This window comes from Pseudomonas sp. YA1 (assembly GCF_058680555.1).
This window is the reverse complement of sequence record NZ_JBZWBG010000001.1, coordinates 217,810-235,089: the sequence shown is the minus strand read 5'-3', so window position 1 is coordinate 235,089 and position 17,280 is coordinate 217,810. Positions and strand designations below refer to the sequence as shown.

At 67.9% G+C, this 17,280-nt stretch carries 20 protein-coding genes; 10 read left to right on the top strand and 10 right to left on the bottom strand.

The window, feature by feature from the left end; translation table 11 throughout:
- Positions 1-18: 18 nt before the first annotated feature.
- Positions 19-1,680 carry a PA0049 C-terminal domain-containing protein gene (locus AC4OR5_RS01085; protein WP_003142340.1) on the bottom strand — a complete coding sequence of 554 codons (1,662 nt, stop codon included), beginning with the start codon at positions 1,678-1,680 and terminating at the stop codon, positions 19-21.
- Positions 1,681-2,296: 616 nt separating this feature from the next.
- Between AC4OR5_RS01085 and AC4OR5_RS01080 the strand changes: the two genes are divergently transcribed.
- The 3 genes from AC4OR5_RS01080 (at position 2,297) to asnB (ending at position 5,091) form a co-directional block, all read left to right on the top strand.
- The gene (locus AC4OR5_RS01080) at positions 2,297-2,437 is read left to right on the top strand and encodes a PA0050 family protein (protein ID WP_003083582.1); all 141 of its coding nucleotides are present in this window, start codon (positions 2,297-2,299) and stop codon (positions 2,435-2,437) included.
- Between the two features lie 61 nt (positions 2,438-2,498).
- On the top strand, positions 2,499-2,636 hold the full coding sequence (locus AC4OR5_RS01075) for a PA0050 family protein (RefSeq protein ID WP_016254349.1): 138 nt from the start codon (positions 2,499-2,501) through the stop codon (positions 2,634-2,636).
- Positions 2,637-3,258: 622 nt separating this feature from the next.
- Entirely contained in the window at positions 3,259-5,091 is a 1,833-nt protein-coding gene (gene asnB, locus AC4OR5_RS01070; protein WP_058159887.1) for an asparagine synthase (glutamine-hydrolyzing), read from the top strand.
- A gap of 52 nt (positions 5,092-5,143) precedes the next feature.
- Here the strand turns inward: asnB and AC4OR5_RS01065 are convergent, their stop codons facing one another.
- The 4 genes from AC4OR5_RS01065 to osaR all read right to left on the bottom strand — a co-directional run bounded on the left by AC4OR5_RS01065 (position 5,144) and on the right by osaR (position 7,859).
- A complete protein-coding gene (locus AC4OR5_RS01065; RefSeq protein WP_003083588.1) occupies positions 5,144-5,572 on the bottom strand; it encodes a cupin domain-containing protein in 429 nt (142 codons plus the stop codon).
- A 207-nt stretch (positions 5,573-5,779) separates the two neighbouring features.
- Entirely contained in the window at positions 5,780-6,328 is a 549-nt protein-coding gene (locus tag AC4OR5_RS01060; RefSeq protein WP_023107495.1) for an RNA 2'-phosphotransferase, read from the bottom strand.
- Between the two features lie 38 nt (positions 6,329-6,366).
- Entirely contained in the window at positions 6,367-6,873 is a 507-nt protein-coding gene (locus AC4OR5_RS01055) for a DUF1993 domain-containing protein (protein WP_003083593.1), read from the bottom strand.
- Positions 6,874-6,938: 65 nt separating this feature from the next.
- Positions 6,939-7,859: an oxidative stress response transcriptional regulator OsaR gene (gene osaR / locus AC4OR5_RS01050; protein WP_003083596.1), complete on the bottom strand. Its 921-nt coding sequence runs from the start codon at positions 7,857-7,859 to the stop codon at positions 6,939-6,941.
- Between the two features lie 107 nt (positions 7,860-7,966).
- On the opposite strand from osaR, the gene AC4OR5_RS01045 reads away from it, so the two are divergent.
- The 4 genes from AC4OR5_RS01045 to AC4OR5_RS01030 all read left to right on the top strand — a co-directional run bounded on the left by AC4OR5_RS01045 (position 7,967) and on the right by AC4OR5_RS01030 (position 10,504).
- Positions 7,967-8,854, top strand: a complete 888-nt coding sequence (locus tag AC4OR5_RS01045) for an MBL fold metallo-hydrolase (RefSeq protein WP_058159888.1) — start codon at positions 7,967-7,969, stop codon at positions 8,852-8,854.
- 62 nt (positions 8,855-8,916) lie between these two features.
- Positions 8,917-9,621, top strand: a complete 705-nt coding sequence (gene dsbM, locus AC4OR5_RS01040) for a disulfide reductase DsbM (RefSeq protein WP_003136951.1) — start codon at positions 8,917-8,919, stop codon at positions 9,619-9,621.
- Between the two features lie 83 nt (positions 9,622-9,704).
- The gene (locus AC4OR5_RS01035; protein WP_003118563.1) at positions 9,705-10,160 is read left to right on the top strand and encodes an OsmC family protein; all 456 of its coding nucleotides are present in this window, start codon (positions 9,705-9,707) and stop codon (positions 10,158-10,160) included.
- 110 nt (positions 10,161-10,270) lie between these two features.
- On the top strand, positions 10,271-10,504 hold the full coding sequence (locus AC4OR5_RS01030; RefSeq protein WP_003083610.1) for a DUF1161 domain-containing protein: 234 nt from the start codon (positions 10,271-10,273) through the stop codon (positions 10,502-10,504).
- A gap of 11 nt (positions 10,505-10,515) precedes the next feature.
- Here the strand turns inward: AC4OR5_RS01030 and AC4OR5_RS01025 are convergent, their stop codons facing one another.
- Both AC4OR5_RS01025 and AC4OR5_RS01020 read right to left on the bottom strand, forming a co-directional pair.
- Positions 10,516-10,953, bottom strand: a complete 438-nt coding sequence (locus AC4OR5_RS01025; protein ID WP_003083612.1) for a PA0061/PA0062 family lipoprotein — start codon at positions 10,951-10,953, stop codon at positions 10,516-10,518.
- Between the two features lie 56 nt (positions 10,954-11,009).
- Positions 11,010-11,426 (bottom strand): PA0061/PA0062 family lipoprotein, encoded by a 417-nt coding sequence (locus AC4OR5_RS01020; RefSeq protein WP_003083614.1) that lies wholly within the window; start codon positions 11,424-11,426, stop codon positions 11,010-11,012.
- A 91-nt stretch (positions 11,427-11,517) separates the two neighbouring features.
- On the opposite strand from AC4OR5_RS01020, the gene AC4OR5_RS01015 reads away from it, so the two are divergent.
- Positions 11,518-12,645, top strand: coding sequence for an aminopeptidase (locus AC4OR5_RS01015; protein WP_020750957.1), 1,128 nt, complete (start codon positions 11,518-11,520; stop codon positions 12,643-12,645).
- Between the two features lie 7 nt (positions 12,646-12,652).
- Here AC4OR5_RS01015 and AC4OR5_RS01010 read toward each other — a convergent pair whose 3' ends face one another.
- The 3 genes from AC4OR5_RS01010 to AC4OR5_RS01000 are packed head-to-tail and all read right to left on the bottom strand — an operon-like array spanning position 12,653 to position 14,869.
- Entirely contained in the window at positions 12,653-13,636 is a 984-nt protein-coding gene (locus tag AC4OR5_RS01010) for a hypothetical protein (RefSeq protein ID WP_003114660.1), read from the bottom strand.
- A 32-nt stretch (positions 13,637-13,668) separates the two neighbouring features.
- Positions 13,669-14,334: an HAD family hydrolase gene (locus AC4OR5_RS01005; protein ID WP_003106611.1), complete on the bottom strand. Its 666-nt coding sequence runs from the start codon at positions 14,332-14,334 to the stop codon at positions 13,669-13,671.
- Entirely contained in the window at positions 14,327-14,869 is a 543-nt protein-coding gene (locus tag AC4OR5_RS01000; protein WP_003083618.1) for a gamma carbonic anhydrase family protein, read from the bottom strand. The genes AC4OR5_RS01005 and AC4OR5_RS01000 overlap by 8 nt, the downstream gene beginning before the upstream one ends.
- A 77-nt stretch (positions 14,870-14,946) precedes the next feature.
- Between AC4OR5_RS01000 and prlC the strand changes: the two genes are divergently transcribed.
- Positions 14,947-16,992 (top strand): oligopeptidase A, encoded by a 2,046-nt coding sequence (prlC, locus tag AC4OR5_RS00995; RefSeq protein WP_034026057.1) that lies wholly within the window; start codon positions 14,947-14,949, stop codon positions 16,990-16,992.
- Positions 16,989-17,264: a YheV family putative zinc ribbon protein gene (locus tag AC4OR5_RS00990; protein WP_003083624.1), complete on the top strand. Its 276-nt coding sequence runs from the start codon at positions 16,989-16,991 to the stop codon at positions 17,262-17,264. The genes prlC and AC4OR5_RS00990 overlap by 4 nt, the downstream gene beginning before the upstream one ends.
- The last annotated feature ends 16 nt before the right edge of the window (positions 17,265-17,280 follow it).

Here is a 17,280-nt window from a genome sequence, read left to right as displayed (position 1 = left end):
CCTTGCGCCTGGCGAGGACTAGTCCGCTTGCGCCCCCTGCGCCAGGGCGTTGCCGACGCCCACCAGCAGCGCCCGGGTCTGCGCCACGATGGCGCTGCGGTAGGCCTCGTAGCGGGCGTCGCTGATGGCGTTGTCGTTGCGCGCGCCGCCGCCGCTCGCCGGTACGCCAGTGTAGTAGTTGTTCATCACCGGGACATGGATGTGCCCGGCGGGAATCTCCAGGCGGAACGCGTCGCGCAGCACCGTGTTGCGGTAGGCGCTCTCGTTGGACAGGTAGTCGCCGCCACCGCCGTTGCGCGCGCAGATCCGTCGGTTCGGCGGGAGCACCAGGGAGGGATCGGGCATGGCGTTCATCACCCCGTTGGTCGGCACGTTTTCGGTGCGCGGGTTGGCGCAATCGGGGAAGAAGTCGTAGTTGGTGTGCCAGGTGACGTCGAAGCCTTCCGCGGCCTGGCTGGTAGCGCCCGGCGGCCGCTCGATGCCGCGCCAGGTATCGGCGGCGAGCAACTGGCGGACCGGCAGCGAGGCCTTGGAGAACTGCGCCGGCAGGTTCTGCCGCCAGCGGCTGGCGCTGTCGTAGCCGAGCCAGCGGCGCGGCGGGTTGATATTGCAGCCGGAGCCCCGCAGGGAAATCGGCGCGGTGCCGGGATTGGTCACGCTGCCCAGGGGAAGCACGTAGTTGGGCAAAGCGCTGTCGGCGGGGCAGTAGACGATGCCGTCGTTGCCGGCGGAGGAGCCGTGGAAGCGGCCGTTCCAGGCCTCCAGCCAGAACTGGTTGGCGCCGCCCTGGCTGATGGTGATGGAGGCGTCGACCCGGCGCGGGCCGGGGCGGAACCAGGGGCCCAGGGTGTCTTCCTGCATGCCGCGGTTGAACGGGTCGTAGCTGACCGGCAACAGGTAGGCCTCGATACGCAGCAGGCTGCCGTCGGCCAGCCTGAACTCGCGGCCGTCCAGCGCAAGGGCGGTGGCGCCCGAGGGGTTGCCGTTGCGCAGGCCGGTGTTCGCCGTCCCGGGAGTGCCCAGGGTGAAGACGTCGAAGCCGCTGATGATCATCCGCCGGTAGCGCGAGCCGTCGGCGGCGTAGCGGCGCGGCAGGTCGATGTCCAACTGTCCGCGCGAGGCGCGTTCGAAGCGCCATTGCAGCGCCTGGGCCTGGGCCTTGCCGAGGCGGAAGGATGGCGCCCATTGGCGCAGGGTGCGGGTCATGTAGAGGCGCGTCCAGTAGAGCATGCGGTCATCGCTGGCCGGCAGCGCGCCGGCGGGAATGGCACGGCGCCCCTGGGCCCGGTCGACGGCGGCGCGCCACAGCGCGCGGCCCTCTTCGGTGACCAGCTTCAGTGCCTTGGCGTAGCTGGTGACCGGGGTGCGGCCGTCGGCGGCGCACAGGCGCTTGGCGAAGGCCGGTTCGAAGCCGTCGAAGCCGGCGCCCTTGACGATGCGCTCGGCCAGCGGCGTCTGGTCGTGGGTGACGACGTTGGCGCCGCTGAACGGCAGCGGCGTGTCGAGCCGGCGCTCCTCGTAGGACAACGCTGCCTCGCGGTCCCAGGAACAGGCGACGCTGGGCGGCGTGCGGGCGCCGGCGAGGTCGCCGTTGGCGGCCCAGCCGGCGCCGGGCAGCAGGGCCGCCGAGACGGCCAGGGTGAAGAGGGAGTATCGGCTTGCGTGAGGGGCGTAGCGCATCGGGTGGACTCCTGTTCTTGTTCGGTTCATGGGTCGATCGGTGCGGCGGGCGGAGCGCGGGCGAACGGCGCCCGCCGGCGGCGCGGGGCCGGAGCCGGGGCCGACGCAAGGTGCGTCGCGGGTTGCTGCGGTGGCGGACGGGAGGGCGGTGCTAGGGGGCGCGTGTCGCCGGTAGACGGAGGCGCGCGGAGGGAGGGTTGCGGGACGACGCGGAGGCGTCTGGGGAAGTCAGGTCCTTTGCCATGGATGCACCGATCGTTGTTCTTGCTGTTGTGGGGCGTCGGTGGGTGCACGGCCGGACTTCGCACCCGTGCGGCATTCTTGGAGGCGCCGGAGCGGGGCGTCCAACGAATTTATGTGGCCGCCGGGGATAGGAAAAGTTGATGGCGAACCGGTGCCGAAGCCCCCTGCCCCGGTACTTTCGCTGGCGCTGCGGCAATCCACCGCACTGGCGCGTTCGCTCGGGCTGGTCTTTGCTCTCTGGGGTCCGGCGGCTCGCCGGCGAGTCTTGCGGTGCGCCGCGAGCGGACGGGCGTTCGGTCCTTCTGCAGGCAAATGCCCTTGTTTTCGGAGAAGGACACGGATCGTTGATCGCTGTTTCGACCAAGGAGGTCAGATGAAAAGGAAGATGCTGGCGGCTTCGCTGCTGCTGTGGATGTTCTCGCTCACGGCGCAGGCGGACTGCGCGGTGCTCGGGCCGGGGGAAGATCCCTGCGCGGGCCCGGTGCTGGGACCGACCGTCTGCGAGTGCCCGTGATGACCGACTGTACCCTCGACCAGGGACAGGGAGCGTTCGATTACCAACCAGGAGGTTGCAAATGAAGAAAGTACTGTTGGCTGTGTTCCTGCTCTGTAGCTTCTCTCTTACCGCCCAGGCCGCGTGCCCGGTTTTCGGCCCATCCGAGGACCCGTGCAGCGGGCCGGTGTTCGGTCCGTCGACCTGCGAATGCCCTTGAGGTAGGTCGTCTGGCGGGCCCGGTGCAGCGGGCCCGCTTCCGGATGGATCGCTCGAAGTTGCCTGCTTTAATTCTCCATTCCCCGCGCCGCCCTACTTTTCCCGCTCGTCCATCGTCGCGTCGAACGTTGCCACGAAATCAGCGTCGGTGGACAACTCTTATATTCAATAGTTGTACGATCTGAGTTTGTTGTAGTCATTTGCTTAGTTGGCTATCCATATGATTGCCGTAAAGCAATTATAAGTTTAATTGGATTAGCTTTCTAAGTCTTTGGAAAGAGCCGTGAACGACCCTGTAATATCTGGTTGTAGAGCCGCGTAATGATGTTTCAGGATGTTTCATTAATTTTGTAGATTATTGTTTTTCCTTTGTTTTTTTAAAAACAGCTACCAGATTTAGATAGATATTAATTAACTCGGCCACGTTTTTTCCTGTTCTATCATTGGCCTTCCTTGGGCGCAGGCCTGCCGAAACTGCTTATCTTCAGGTCCTCGAAAAGTTCATACATCGACCGCCTTGGGCGAAGCATTCGTACGCCGGCAATCTGGCCGGCCGCACGGATGTTTTCAGCATGTTCTCTGGATGAATTTCCCGATAAAACATCAATTAGAGGAGTTTCCCTATGTGCGGTCTCGCGGGTTGGGTGGATTACACGCGCAAGCTCGACGACGAATTTCCGGCGATCTTCGCCATGACCGATACGCTCGCCTTGCGCGGGCCGGATGCCGAGGGCATCTGGAAGCACCGCAACGCCCTGCTGGGTCACCGGCGGCTGGCGGTCATCGACCTCAGCGGCGGCGTGCAGCCGATGTCCTATCGCTTTCCCACCGGCCAGGAGGTCACCCTCGTCTACACCGGCGAGGTGTACAACCACGATGCCCTGCGCGAGCGGTTGCGCCGGGCCGGACACGAGTTCCGCACCCGCAGCGATACCGAGGTGGTCCTGCACGCCTATCTGCAATGGGGCGAGCGTTGTTGCGAGTACCTGACCGGGATGTTCGCCTTCGCCGTCTTCGATGGCCGCGACGGCCACCTGCTGCTGGTGCGCGACCGCTTGGGCATCAAGCCGCTGTATTACGCGCGGCACCGCGAGGGACTGCTGTTCGGCTCGGAGATCAAGTCCATCCTGGCGCATCCGGAATTCGCCGCCAGGCTCGACGCGGTCGGCCTGGTCGACCTCCTGACGCTGTCCCGGGGCACTTCGCAGACGCCGTTCCGCGAGGTCCAGGAACTGCTGCCCGGCCACCTGCTGTCCTGGCGTCCCAATTCCCAGGCGAAGTTGCGCCGCTACTGGGAGGTGCGCCGCCAGGAGCATGCCGACGACCTGCAGAGCACCGTGCAGCGCACCCGCGAACTGGTCACCCGCGCCCTGGGGTCGCAATTGCACGCCGACGTTCCGGTGTGTTCGCTGCTATCGGGTGGGCTCGATTCGTCCGCCCTGACCGGCATCGCCCAGCGCATCGCGAAGGCGGAGCACGGCGGCGACATCAATTCGTTCTCGGTGGACTTCGTCGGCCAGGCCGAGCAGTTCCGCAGCGACGACCTGCGTCCCGACCAGGACCAGCCGTTCGCTCTGCTGGCCGCGCAGTACATCGGCAGCCGTCACCGCACCGTGCTCATCGACAATGCCGAACTGGTCTGCGAACGAGCGCGCGAAGAGGTATTCCGGGCCAAGGACGTACCTTTCACCTTCGGCGACATGGATACCTCGCTGCATCTGATGTTCGGCGAGATCCGTCGGCATTCCACGGTGGCCATCTCCGGTGAAGGCGCCGACGAGCTGTTCGGTGGCTACGGCTGGTTCCGCGATCCGCAGGCGGTGGCTGCGGCGCGCTTCCCCTGGGCCTCCAGGGTGCATTTGCCGGCCGGCTTCATCGACGCCGGTTTCAACCGCCGCTGCGATCTCCTCCAGTACCAGCAGGCCAGCTACGACGATGGGCTGCGCCAGGTTGAACACCTGGCCGGCGACAGCCCGGAGGAGCGGCGGATGCGCGAGTTCAGCCACCTGCACCTGAAGCGCTGGATGGTGCTGCTGCTCGAACGCAAGGATCGCCTGAGCATGTGCAACGGCCTGGAGGTGCGGGTGCCCTACACCGACCATGAACTGGTGGAGTACGTCTACAACGTGCCCTGGTCGATCAAGAGCCGGGACGGCGAGGAGAAGTGGCTGCTCAAGCGGGCCTGCGCCGACTATGTCCCGGAAGCCGTGCTCAAGCGCCGCAAGAGCCCTTATCCGACTTCTGCCAACCTCGGCTACGAGCGTTTCCTGCGCGGGAGCGTGCGGCGCTTGCTGGAGGACGCGGCGAACCCGGTGTTCGGCATCGTTTCGCGGGAGTTCCTGGCCGCCGAACTGGAGCATCCGGAGGGGTACTTCAACACCCAGGTGAGCCGCCACAACCTGGAAACCGCGCTGGCGCTGGAAGGCTGGCTCAGGTTGTACGGGCTCTCCGCCTGAGCGTGACGCGGGGCGTGGCGGGCCCGGGCTGCTGTCCGGCCCGCCGGCGTCTTCAGGCGTCGGGCATTTCGCCGCGTTCGCCGAGCCCCACCGGCATGCCTTCCACGCCGGCATGGAACAGCAGGGCTTCCACCGGTTCGGCCCCGGCTATCAGGCGATGGATGATGTTCATCAGGCAGCCCGCCGCCTCGCCTTCCAGCACCCGCGTGCTCTGAGCACCGTCGCGGGTCTCCAGGCGCAGTTCGCCCTTGAGCACATAGAGCGCGCTGGGCATCGGATGGACCTGCCAGTCCAGGCGTTCGTGGGCGGCCAGGCTCAGGCGCTGCACGGTGAGCTGTGGCTGGCCGAGGGGATAGCCGAGGTAGAGCGAGCCGTTCCAGGCGCAGCCGCTGCGCAGCAGGGTTTCGCGGTGCGGACTGGTTGCGGCCGGGAGGTCGCGGCTGGGTGGGAACACATGCACGTGGCTGGGGCGAAGGTCCATCGGGCGTCCTGCGCTTGTCGGTATTTTTCCTCAGTCAAGCCGGCTTTCACCGCCTGCTCCACTGCCGCTTCTGCTAGGCGGCAGCGGGCCATCAAGGAGGCGGTTGGTTCATCGCAGGCGGCGGCTTCCTCCTTTAGCCTCGGCGTATCGGCGGATAACGCTGCGCGTTATGCGCCCTACGGCTTCCCGATGAGAGGCGATGCCTTCTCAAGCCTCGCGGATGAATCGCACGGGTACCCGCTCGGTCAGCCAGACGCCGTTCTCCGCCTGGTGGAATAGGTGCCCGGCCAGGTGCATGTCGCGCGCGTCGATTTCCAGCAGAACCGGGCTGCCGTAGCGGCGGCCGACTTCCAGGGCGGTGGCGCGGCGGGCGGAGAGATGGACGTGGTGGCGGCTGCCGGGGACCAGGCCGCGCTCGCGGATGGAGTCGAGGAAGCGGCTGGCGGTGCCGTGGTAGAGCACTGCGGGCGGGACCGCGGGGGCGTAGGCGATGGCCACCGTGGCATGCGAGTGGCCTTGCACGGCGCGGATGCGCTGGCCATCGGCGGAGAGGGCGAAGCGCTTCTTGTCGTTGTTCTCGACCACCGCGCCGAGCAGCGCGCGGTCGAGGGCGCGGCCGTCCCGCGCCGCGCCGGCGATCAGGGCGTCGATGTCGGCCCAGCCTTCGCCGTCCAGCGTCAGGCCGATGGCCTCGGGCTGGTGGCGAAGGACATAGCTGAGGAACTTGCTGGTGTCGTCGAGGGTTTTCCGATCCATTCCATGGTCCTTGTGCGTGCCATCCCGGCGCGGGAACCTCAGGCGCCGCCGAGGAAGTCCATCTTGCCCAGTTCGACGCCGTTGTGGCGGAGGATGGCGTAGGCGGTGGTGACGTGGAAGAAGAAGTTGGGCAGGGCGAAGCCGAAGAGGAAGTCGCGGCCGTTGAAGCTGATCTCCTGGCCGCGCACCTTGAGGGTCACGTTGCGCTCTTCGGCGCCGTCCAGTTGTTCCTCGCGGATGCCCTCGAGGAACTCGACGGTGCGGGCGATGCGTGCCTGGAGTTCGTCGAAGGTGGTTTCCGTATCCGCGTAGCTCGGCACTTCCAGCCCGGCCAGCCGCGCGCCGGCGCCCTTGGCGGCGTCGCTGGCGATCTGTACCTGGCGCGCCAGGGGGAACATGTCCGGCGCCAGCCGGGCGTCGATGAAGATGCGCGGATCGATGTTCTTCGCTTCGGCGTGGGCGGCGGCTTTCTTCAGGATCGCCGAGAGGTTGCCGAGGGTGCGCAGGAAGGTCGGGATCGAAGCCTGGTAGATCGACAGGGACATGGACGTGCTCCAGACAGGGGATAAAGGTGCGCCGAAGGCGGCGCGTCCAGCAGTCTACCCGGCTTTCACGCCAGCGCCAGGGGGCCCGCCTCGTCCCAGTGCGGATCGGCCGCCATCCGTTCGACCAGGAAGTCCAGCAGCGCCCGCAGCGCCGGCGGCATCTGCCGGCGCGAGGCGTACACCGCGTGGATGCCGAGCACCTGCGGCGACCACTCCGGCAGCAGCGCCACCAGGCGTCCGCTACGGATCAGCGGGGCTGCCGAGTACAGCGGCTGCTGGCTGATCCCGGCACCGGCGGCGGCGGCCTCCAGCAGCACGGTGGATTCGTTGGCGCTGAGACTGCCACCCACCGGCACGCTGGTCGGCTCGCCGTCGCGCTCGAACTGCCAGAGACTGCGGCCGAAGTAGGAATAGGTCAGGCAGTTGTGCAGCGCCAGGTCCTCCGGGCGCCGCGGGGTGCCGTGGCGGCGCAGGTAGTCCGGCGCGGCGCAGATCACCGAGCGGCATTCGCCGAGGCGGCGGGCGATCAGGTTGGGGTCGAGCTGGTTGGCGATGCGCAGGGCCAGGTCGATGCGCTCCTCCACCAGGTTGACCACCTGGCTGTTGACCTGCAGGTCGATGGCGGTGCCCGGGTAGCGCTCGACGAAGGCGGCGGCGGCACGGGTCAGCCAGGCCTGGGCGAAGGACAGGCTGCTGGTGATGCGCAGGGTGCCGCGCGGGCTGTCGCGGCGGGTCTGGCCGGTGGCCTGCATGGCGTCGGCCACGGCGAGCATCTCGCGGCACTGCGGCAACAGCTCCGCGCCGGCGTCGGTCAGGCTCAGGCGGCGGGTGCTGCGGTGCAGCAGGCGTGCGCCGACCCACTCCTCCAACTCGGCGAGGTAGCGCGAGACCATCGCCCGGGACATGTCCAGACGCTCGGCGGCGGCGGTCTGGCTGCCGCTGTCGATGACCTCGACGAAGACGCGGGTGGCGGTCAGGCGGTCCATGATTCGCTCGATCCATGCAACAAAGCTGTGATTATTGCGGGGCTTTTTGCGCGCTTTCAAGCAACTAACATGGCAAGCCTCTGATCCCACTGCCTGGAGAACCGCTCATGTCGCGCCATGGATTGCTTCGTTCCCTGTTCGCCGCCGCCGCCCTGCTGGGTGCCGCCGGCGTCTTCGCCGCCAGCGCCGAACCGCTGCGGCTGGAGGTCTACAACCCCGGCGAGAAGGCGATCTTCGCCGTGTCCTCGGAACTGCTGGTGGGCCAGCGCGAGGCGATGCTGATCGACGCGCAGTTCTCCCGCGCCGACGCCGAGCAACTGGTCAAGCGTATCCAGGCCAGCGGCAAGACCCTCAGCACTATCTACATCAGCCACGGCGACCCGGACTTCTACTTCGGCCTCGACGTGCTGAAGGCCGCCTTCCCCGAGGCGAAGATCCTCGCGACGGCGCAGACCGTCGCACACATCCAGGCGACCAAGGACGCCAAGCTGGCCTATTGGGGGCCGATCCTCAAGGACAACGCGCCGACGTCGCTGGTGGTGCCGGAGCCGCTGAAGGGCGACCAGTTGAAGCTGGAAGGCCATGCCCTGAAGGTGGTCGACCTGAAGGGGCCGAGCCCGGACCGCACGGTGCTGTGGATTCCGTCGCTGAAGACGGTGGTTGGTGGCGTGCTGGTGGAATCCGGTTCGCACGTCTGGACCGCCGATACCCAGACCAAGGCCTCGCGCCAGGCCTGGGTGGCGATGCTCGACCGGATCGAGGCGCTGCAACCGCGGCGCGTGGTGCCCGGCCATTTCACCGGCGAGGAGCCGAAGGGCCTGGACGGCGTGCGCTTCACCCGTGACTACCTGAAGGCCCTGGAAGCCGAACTGCCCACGGCCAGGGATTCCGCCGCGCTGGTCGAGGCGATGAAGCGCCGCTATCCGAACCTGCCGGGCGAGGAAGGCCTGGAGCTGAGCGCCAAGGTGCTCAAGGGCGAGATGCAGTGGCCCTGAGCCGCGCCCGCCGATAGCCGCTGATCGAGGCGTCCCCTGCGGGGCGTCTCGTGGAGACGGAGATGAACGACCTCACCCTGCATTACCTCTACGATCCGCTCTGCGGCTGGTGCTACGGCGCCTCGCCGCTGCTCGCCGCCGCCCGCGAGGTGACGGGTCTGGACGTACGCCTGCATGGCGGCGGCATGATGACCGATGCCAACCGCCAGCCGGTCGGCGCCGGTCTGCGCCACTACGTGATGCCCCATGACCTGCGGATCGCCCAACTGACCGGCCAGCCGTTCGGCAAGGACTACTTCGACGGTCTGCTGCGCGACACCAGCGCGGTATTCGACTCGGCCCCGCCGACCGCCGCCGTGCTTGCCGCCGAAGCGCTCGACGGCCTCGGCGCGGCGATGCTGGCGCGGATCCAGCGTGCCCACTACGTCGAGGGCCGGCGTATCGCCGAGCGTCCGGTGCTGCTCGAGCTGGGTGCCGAACTGGGGCTTGGCGAGGGCTTCGCCGAGGCGTTCGACGCCTGCTCCGGCGAGCCGCTGCGCGCGCACTTCGCCGACAGTCGGCGGCTGATGAACCGTCTCGGCGCCGCTGGCTTCCCGACCTTCGCCCTGGAGCGCGACGGCCGCCTGCAGGTGCTCGACACCGGGCGCTACCTCGGCCAGCCGGACGACTGGCGGGCTTTCCTCGAAACGCAGCTGCGCCTTGCCGGCGGCAGCGGTGCCTTGGGCGGGGCCGCGGCGCCGCTCTGCCGCATCGACGGTTGCGCCTGAATCCCGCCGCCGCGCAAGCGGACTGAACTTGTCCGGCTGCGTCGTCCTCCCATGTAGACATGCCCGCTCGCCGACGCGAGCGGATGTCCATCCACAGCTCCGGAGGAGTCGACATGAAGAAGACGGCATCGGCGGTCTGGCAAGGCGGCCTGAAAGACGGCAAGGGCACCCTTTCCACCGAAAGCGGCGCGCTCAAGGACAACCCCTATGGCTTCAATACCCGCTTCGAGGGCGCACCGGGAACCAACCCGGAAGAGCTGATCGGCGCGGCCCACGCCGGCTGCTTCAGCATGGCCCTGTCGATGATGCTCGGTGAGGCCGGCCTGACCGCCGAACGTATCGAGACCCGCGCCGAGGTCACCCTCGACAAGCAGTCCGACGGTTTCGCCATCACTGCCGTGCACCTGGTGCTCAGGGCGCGCGTGCCGGGGGCGGACGCGCAGACCTTCGAGCAGATCGCCAACAAGGCCAAGGCCGGTTGCCCGGTATCCAAGGTGCTCAACGCGAAGATCAGCCTGGACGCCAGCCTCGACGGCTGAGCGGAACGCTTCCCCAGCCCGGCGAACTGGCCCTGGCCTGCCGCAGTCGAATGCGGCAGGATGCGCTGCGCAGCACTCGGCTGCCAGGCATCGACGAGGAGTGACGGGTCATGAAAACCATCGGGCTGGGGATTGCCGCCTTGCTGTTCAGCGCCACGGCGCTGGCCGCGCCGAAGCCGTGCGAGGAACTCAAGGCGGAGATCGAGACCAAGATCCAGTCGGCCGGGGTGACCTCCTACACCCTGGAGATCGTGCGCAACGACGAAGTCAGCGACCCGAACATGGTGGTCGGCAGTTGCGAGAACGGCACCAAGAAGATCATCTACCAGAAGAACGACGACTGAGCCGCTGCGTTTCAGTACGGCGGGCAGCGGCTGGTCTGGAAGTTCGAACGGGCGACCACCTCGCCGCGCTCGTCGCTCAGTAGCGCCAGCGCCCTGCGCAATTGCGGGCGCACCTCCAGGCGATAGCGCCGGCCCGCCTCGAAGCCGTCATAGACCACCTGCTGGTAGCAGTTGATCTGCACCGGCTCGCCGAAGCCGCCGCCCCCGCCGCCGGAACCGCCATAGAGTTCGTACTGGAAGCGCACCTCCAGCACATGGCGTCCCGGAGTGACCTGGAAGTAGCGCCCGTCGCTCAACCGCTCGCCGTCCAGGCGCTCGGCCAGCAGGGTATTGGCCGGCGCGCTGCGCAGCTCGACCCAGGCCATCTGCGGGTCCGGCTGCGGCAGCGGTCCGGCGCAGCCGGCGAGGAGCAGCAGCGCGAGCGGGACGAGACGGGTGAGTGGACGCATGGGGCGGGCTCCGGAGGGCGTTCAGCTCCTAGCATAGCGCCCTCGCCTTGCGCCGTTCAGACCTTCGCGCAGCGCCCCTCGCGGCCGCGCGCCAGTTCCCTGTTGTCCTGGTCGTAGAGCTTCGCCCAGGGACGGAAGCCGATGTGCCCGGCCTCCAGGCGGTAGCGCTGGCCGGCGCTGAAGTCCTTGAACTTGAGGTTGAGCTGGCAATCGCGCCAGAGCGGGCTGTCCACGGGGCCGATGTTGGTCGGGTCGACGGTGAACTGGTAGCGCACCGTGAGTTCGCGGGTGCCGGGATCGACCTCGAAGTAGCGCGTGCGGTCCCAGCTCTTGTCGTCGACTTCCACGGCGGCGAGATCGGCGTCGGGCTGGGTATCGAGGTCGACCCAGGCGCGGTTCGGGTCGGGGGTGGGCATCAGCAGTGAGCAGCCGCTCAGGACGAGCAGGCCACCGGCAAGCAGCAGCGTACGCATAGAAGACTCCGAAGCTCCTTTAACCCGGCCGCCATCCGTCGCGCCTTGGAAAAACGCCTTGCGTTCCTCCGCCTCGCCGGATCGCGGACCGGTGCTGGTAGGGCGGCGGGCGGTCCGCGTGCTGTGCTATGTTCCGCCCATGCCACGCCGCCTTCGCCATCCGCTTGCTGACCTTCGACTGCCCCGTTGGGTTCCCTGCCTGGCGCTGTTGGCGCTGAGCGGTTGCTCGACCGTCTCCTACTACGGGCAACTGGCCAGCGGCCAGTTCGCCCTGCTGCGCGCCCGCGAGCCGGCCGCCGCGGTGATCGCCGACCCGCAGCGCGACGCGCGCTTGCGCGAACGCCTGGCGAAGGCGGAAAAGGCCCGGCAATTCGCCAGCGAACGCCTCGGCCTGCCGGACAACCGCAGCTATCGCCTGTACGCCGATATCGGCCGGCCCTACGTGGTATGGAACGTGTTCGCCACCCCGGAGCTGTCGCTGCAGCCGGTCACCCATTGCTTCCCCATCGCCGGCTGCGTGGCCTACCGCGGCTACTACAGCGAGGCCGCCGCGCGCGCCGAGGCGGCGCGCCAGCGGGCGCTCGGCGACGACGTCTACGTCGGCGGGGTGCAGGCCTACTCGACCCTCGGCTGGTTCGACGATCCGATCCTCAGCAGCATGCTGCGCTGGGACGACGAACGGCTGGCGACCTTGATCTTCCACGAACTGGCGCACCAGAAGTTCTACCTGCGCGACGACACCGCCTTCAACGAATCCTTCGCCACCTTCGTCGAACAGGAAGGTACCCGCCAGTGGCGCGAGTATCGTGGACTGCCGCCGGCGGACGGCCGCGAGGAGAAGCGCCGCGAGCAGTTCACCGCGCTGGTCCTGGCCAGTCGTGCGCGCCTCGAAGCACTCTATGCCGGGCCGTTGGACGATGCCGCCAAGCGTGCCGGCAAGGCTGCCGAATTCCAGCGCCTGCGCCGTGAGTACGCGGCGCTGAGCCAGCGCGAATGGGGCGGCGAGTCGCCGTTCAAGGCCTGGATCGACGCGCCGTTCAACAATGCCAAGCTGCTTCCCTTCGGCCTCTACGACCAATGGGTGGCGGCGTTCGCCGCGCTGTTCCGCCAGGTCGGCGGCAACTGGCCGGCGTTCTATGCGCGGGTCCGTGCCCTTGGCCAGCTCCCCCTGGCGGAGCGCCAGGCGGCGTTGCAGCGGCTGGCCGCCGCAGCGCCCTGACGCCTGCTCAGGCGGCGAGCTGGTCGGCGTAGCACCAGCGCGTGGCCAGCCGGCCGATCGGCCAGAGCAGCGCCAACAGGCCGACGCCGAGCAGCGCCACCAGCAGCGTATAGCCGATGCCAGCGGGCGCCAGGCCGAGGATCATCAGCAGCGCCAGCCCCCCGCCGACCGCCAGCAGCGCCACGCTCCAGAGCAGCATGGCGACCACCGCGAGCAGCAGCGCGCGGCCGGCGGCGAAGCGTTGCAGGCGCGCCGGCAGGCGCGTGCAGACGGCGCCGAAGAGCAGCGCCGCGGGCAGCGCCACGCCGCTCAGGTACAGGCCGTATAGCCAAGGCTCGTCGTAGCGCAGCAGGGCGTAGGGAAGGAACTGCATCAGCTTGAAACACAGCGTGGCGAAACACAGCGCGGCGCCCAGGGCGACCTGCCAGGCAGCGACGCGGGCTTCTTCCCCTTCGGCCAGGCGCGGCGAGTTCACCCGGCTGCCGAGCAGCACCAGCCCCAACGGCAGCAGGCTGCCCAGGAGCAGGTAGACCCAGCTCATCGCTTCGTTGAACGCCATCAGCCAGACGCCGTAGCTGGATTGCGCCGTCACCCACTGGTAGAACGGCAGCGTCAACGGTGCCAGGCCGATCCCGGCGAGCATGCCGCAGACCAGGTTGAGTAGGCCGTAGCCGATCAGCAGCAGCGCCAGCGGGCGGAACTCGACGAGCTGCCGCTTCTCGCGGTAGGCATGCAGCACCAGCAGGTTGGCCGCCGCGTAGAACACCAGGCCGGTGAACCAGTGCGGCGCCATCAGTTGCAGGTGCTCGGAGAAACGCTGGCGGATCTCGCCGATGTCGTTGTACCACTGGATGCCCAGGCTCACGGCGAAGGACAGGCAGGTGACCAGCGCCAGCACCGCGATGAACGCATAGGGCTGGGTGGTGGCGGGCACCTCTCTGGCCGGCGGCTGCACCGGGGCGGTGGGGGTGGCGAAGGGATTGTCGGTCATGTCAGGCGTCCTTGTCTGAAACGGAGCATGGGTCAGTGGGATTCCAACACCTGCCGCAGGGCGGCGAGGTCGGCGCAGTAATGGGTCGGCTGGTGCGCGCGCAGTTCGTCTTCGCTGCCGAAGCCGTAGCCGACGCCGATGCAGGCGACACCGTTGCGGCTGGCGCCGAGCAGGTCGTGCATGCGGTCGCCGATCATCAGGCAATGCTCCGCTGCCAGGCCTTCGCTGTCGAGCAGATGGCGGATCAGTTCGTCCTTGTGCGTGCGCGTGCCGTCCAGCTCGCTGCCGTAGATCGCCTTGAAGTGACGGTCGAAGGCGAAGTGGCGGGCGATCTCGCGGGCGAACACGCCGGGCTTGCTGGTCGCGACGTAGAGCGTGTGGCCGCGTCCGACCAGGGCTTCGAGCAGCTCGGGAATGCCGTCGAACACGCGGTTCTCGTAGAGACCGGTGACCCTGAAGCGCTCGCGGTAGTGGTTCACCGCCTCCCAGGCGCGCGCTTCGTCGAAGCCGTAGGTCTGCATGAAGCACTGCAACAGCGGGGGGCCGATGAAGTGCTCCAGGCGCGCCAGGTCCGGCTCGTCGATGCCCAGGCGGGCGAGGGCGAACTGCACCGAGCGGGTGATGCCCTCGCGCGGGTCGGTGAGGGTGCCGTCGAGATCGAAGAGGATGTTCGGGTAGCGCAGCGTGGCGTCACGCATGGTAGTCCTCGGCGATGTGCAGGTCCTTGAGCTTCACGTAGTTGCCGGCGGTGTAGGCGAAGAAGCCGCGCTCCTTGTCGCTCAGCGGACGGGCCTTCTTCGCCGGGCTGCCGACGTAGAGGAAGCCGCTCTCCAGCACCTTGCCCGGCGGCACCAGGCTGCCGGCGCCGAGGATCACTTCGTCCTCGATCACCGCGCCGTCCATGACGATCGAGCCCATCCCCACCAGCACCCGGTTGCCGATGCTGCAACCGTGCAGCAGGACCTTGTGCCCGACGGTCACTTCGTCGCCGATGCTCAGCGGAAAACCGTCCGGGTTGAAGGGGCCGGCGTGGGTGATGTGCAGCACGCTGCCGTCCTGGATGCTGCTGCGCTGGCCGATGCGGATGCGGTGCATGTCGCCGCGGATCACCACCAGCGGCCAGACCGAGCTGTCGGCGCCGATCTCGATGTCGCCGACGAGCACGGCCGAGGGATCGACGAAGACCCGCTCGCCGAGCAGTGGCGTTTTGCCCTGGTAGGAACGAATGGTCACGATAGTTTTCCTCAGGCTGCGGATGCCGCCGATTGTATTTAAGATGGTCGGGTATTTCCTTAGCCAAGGTTGCCAACGTGAGCGCGAATCCCCTTCTGCAGGCCTACGACCTGCCGCCTTTCTCCTCCATTCGCCCGGAACACGTGAAGCCGGCCATCGAGCGGATCCTCGCCGATAACCGCGCCGCCATCGCCCGCCTGCTGGAAACCCAGCGCGAGCAGCCGACCTGGAAGGGCCTGGTGCTGGCGATGGACGAACTCAACGACCGCCTGGGCGCCGCCTGGAGTCCGGTCAGCCACCTCAACGCGGTGTGCAACAGTGCCGAGCTGCGCGAGGCCTACGAGGCCTGCCTGCCGGAGCTGTCGGCCTACTCCACCGAGCTGGGGCAGAACCGCGCCCTGTTCGAGGCCTACGAGGCGCTGGCGAAGAGCCCCGAGGCGGCCGGCTTCGACGTGGCCCAGAAAACCATCCTCGAACATGCCCTGCGCGACTTCCGCCTGTCCGGCATCGACTTGCCGGCGGACAAGCAGAAGCGCTACGCCGAGGTGCAGTCGCGCCTGTCCGAGCTGGGTAGCCGTTTCTCCAACCAGCTGCTCGACGCCACCCAGGCCTGGACCAAGCATGTCGCCGACGAAGCCGCGCTGGCCGGCCTGACCGATTCGGCCAAGGCCCAGATGAAGCAGGCCGCCGAGGCCAAGGGCCTGGACGGCTGGCTGATCAGCCTGGAGTTCCCCAGCTACTACGCGGTGATGACCTATGCCGATGACCGCGCCCTGCGCGAAGAGGTATACGCCGCCTACTGCACCCGCGCCTCCGACCAGGGCCCGAACGCCGGGCAGAACGACAACGGTCCGGTGATGGAAGAGATCCTTGACCTGCGCCAGGAGCTGGCCGGCCTGCTCGGCTTCGCCAACTACGCCGAGCTGTCGCTGGCGACCAAGATGGCCGAGTCCAGCGACCAGGTGCTCAGCTTCCTCCGCGACCTGGCGGTGCGCAGCAAGCCGTTCGCCGCCCGCGACCTGGAGCAGCTGCGCGCCTACGCCGCCGAGCAGGGCTGCGCCGAATTGCAGAGCTGGGACGCCGGCTACTACGCCGAGAAACTCCGCGAGGCGCGCTACAGCGTGTCCCAGGAGGCGCTGCGTGCCTACTTCCCGGTGGACAAGGTGCTTTCCGGCCTGTTCGCCATCGTCGAGCGCCTCTACGGCATCCAGATCCGCGAACTGCACGATTTCGAGCGCTGGCACGCCGACGTGCGCCTGTTCGAGATCCTCGAGAACGGCGAGCACGTCGGCCGTTTCTACTTCGACCTCTATGCCCGCGCCAACAAGCGCGGCGGCGCCTGGATGGACGGCGCCCGCGACCGCCGGCGCGACGCCCAGGGCCGGCTGATCGACCCGGTGGCCTACCTGGTGTGCAACTTCACCCCGGCGGTGAACGGCAAGCCGGCGCTGCTGACCCACGACGAGGTCACTACCCTGTTCCACGAGTTCGGCCATGGCCTGCACCACCTGCTGACCCGCGTCGAGCATGCCGCCGCCTCGGGGATCAACGGGGTGGCCTGGGACGCCGTCGAGCTGCCCAGCCAGTTCATGGAGAACTGGTGCTGGGAGCCGGAAGGCCTGGCGCTGATCTCCGCCCACTACGAGACCGGCGAGGCGCTGCCGCAGGACCTGCTGGAGAAGATGCTGGCGGCGAAGAACTTCCAGTCCGGGATGATGATGGTCCGCCAGCTGGAGTTCTCCCTCTTCGACTTCGAGCTGCACGCCACCCACGGCGACGGCCGCAGCGTGCTGCAGGTGCTCGAGGGCATCCGCGACGAAGTGGCGGTGATGCGTCCGCCGGCGTACAACCGCTTCGCCAACAGCTTCGCGCACATCTTCGCCGGCGGCTACGCGGCCGGTTACTACAGCTACAAGTGGGCCGAGGTGCTGTCCGCCGATGCCTTCTCGCGTTTCGAGGAAGAAGGTGTGTTCAACCCCGATACCGGGCGCGCCTTCCGCGAGGCGATCCTGGCCCGCGGCGGCTCCCGCGAGCCGATGCTGTTGTTCGTCGACTTCCGCGGTCGCGAGCCGTCCATCGACGCCCTGCTGCGTCACTCCGGGCTGGTCGGGGAGGCCGCATGAGCCCGGCGATCACCAGGAAGCGCTTCATCGCCGGGGCGGTCTGCCCGGCGTGCAGCGAACAGGACAAGATCCAGATGTGGGAAGAGGACGGCGTGCCGCACCGCGAATGCGTGGCCTGCGGCTACGCCGACACGCTCAACGCCCAGGGCCAGTCGATCCCGAAGGAGCTGGGTACGCGGGTCAACCAGAACGCGCCGAAGCCGGCCAACCCGAAGGTGCAGTCGGTGCAGTTCTTCCCCAATCCCAAGCTGAAGAAGAAGCCCGACGCCTGACCGCTCGCCGCCGACC

What these genes read in the sequence shown, in the direction of transcription:
- AC4OR5_RS01085 (WP_003142340.1), bottom strand. Translation starts at nt 1,680, where the DNA reads ATGCGCTACGCCCCTCACGCAAGCCGATACTCCCTCTTCACCCTGGCC.
- AC4OR5_RS01080 (WP_003083582.1), top strand. Translation starts at nt 2,297, where the DNA reads ATGAAAAGGAAGATGCTGGCGGCTTCGCTGCTGCTGTGGATGTTCTCG.
- AC4OR5_RS01075 (WP_016254349.1), top strand. Translation starts at nt 2,499, where the DNA reads ATGAAGAAAGTACTGTTGGCTGTGTTCCTGCTCTGTAGCTTCTCTCTT.
- asnB (WP_058159887.1), top strand. Translation starts at nt 3,259, where the DNA reads ATGTGCGGTCTCGCGGGTTGGGTGGATTACACGCGCAAGCTCGACGAC.
- AC4OR5_RS01065 (WP_003083588.1), bottom strand. Translation starts at nt 5,572, where the DNA reads ATGGACCTTCGCCCCAGCCACGTGCATGTGTTCCCACCCAGCCGCGAC.
- AC4OR5_RS01060 (WP_023107495.1), bottom strand. Translation starts at nt 6,328, where the DNA reads ATGGATCGGAAAACCCTCGACGACACCAGCAAGTTCCTCAGCTATGTC.
- AC4OR5_RS01055 (WP_003083593.1), bottom strand. Translation starts at nt 6,873, where the DNA reads ATGTCCCTGTCGATCTACCAGGCTTCGATCCCGACCTTCCTGCGCACC.
- osaR (WP_003083596.1), bottom strand. Translation starts at nt 7,859, where the DNA reads ATGGACCGCCTGACCGCCACCCGCGTCTTCGTCGAGGTCATCGACAGC.
- AC4OR5_RS01045 (WP_058159888.1), top strand. Translation starts at nt 7,967, where the DNA reads ATGTCGCGCCATGGATTGCTTCGTTCCCTGTTCGCCGCCGCCGCCCTG.
- dsbM (WP_003136951.1), top strand. Translation starts at nt 8,917, where the DNA reads ATGAACGACCTCACCCTGCATTACCTCTACGATCCGCTCTGCGGCTGG.
- AC4OR5_RS01035 (WP_003118563.1), top strand. Translation starts at nt 9,705, where the DNA reads ATGTCCATCCACAGCTCCGGAGGAGTCGACATGAAGAAGACGGCATCG.
- AC4OR5_RS01030 (WP_003083610.1), top strand. Translation starts at nt 10,271, where the DNA reads ATGAAAACCATCGGGCTGGGGATTGCCGCCTTGCTGTTCAGCGCCACG.
- AC4OR5_RS01025 (WP_003083612.1), bottom strand. Translation starts at nt 10,953, where the DNA reads ATGCGTCCACTCACCCGTCTCGTCCCGCTCGCGCTGCTGCTCCTCGCC.
- AC4OR5_RS01020 (WP_003083614.1), bottom strand. Translation starts at nt 11,426, where the DNA reads ATGCGTACGCTGCTGCTTGCCGGTGGCCTGCTCGTCCTGAGCGGCTGC.
- AC4OR5_RS01010 (WP_003114660.1), bottom strand. Translation starts at nt 13,636, where the DNA reads ATGACCGACAATCCCTTCGCCACCCCCACCGCCCCGGTGCAGCCGCCG.
- AC4OR5_RS01005 (WP_003106611.1), bottom strand. Translation starts at nt 14,334, where the DNA reads ATGCGTGACGCCACGCTGCGCTACCCGAACATCCTCTTCGATCTCGAC.
- AC4OR5_RS00990 (WP_003083624.1), top strand. Translation starts at nt 16,989, where the DNA reads ATGAGCCCGGCGATCACCAGGAAGCGCTTCATCGCCGGGGCGGTCTGC.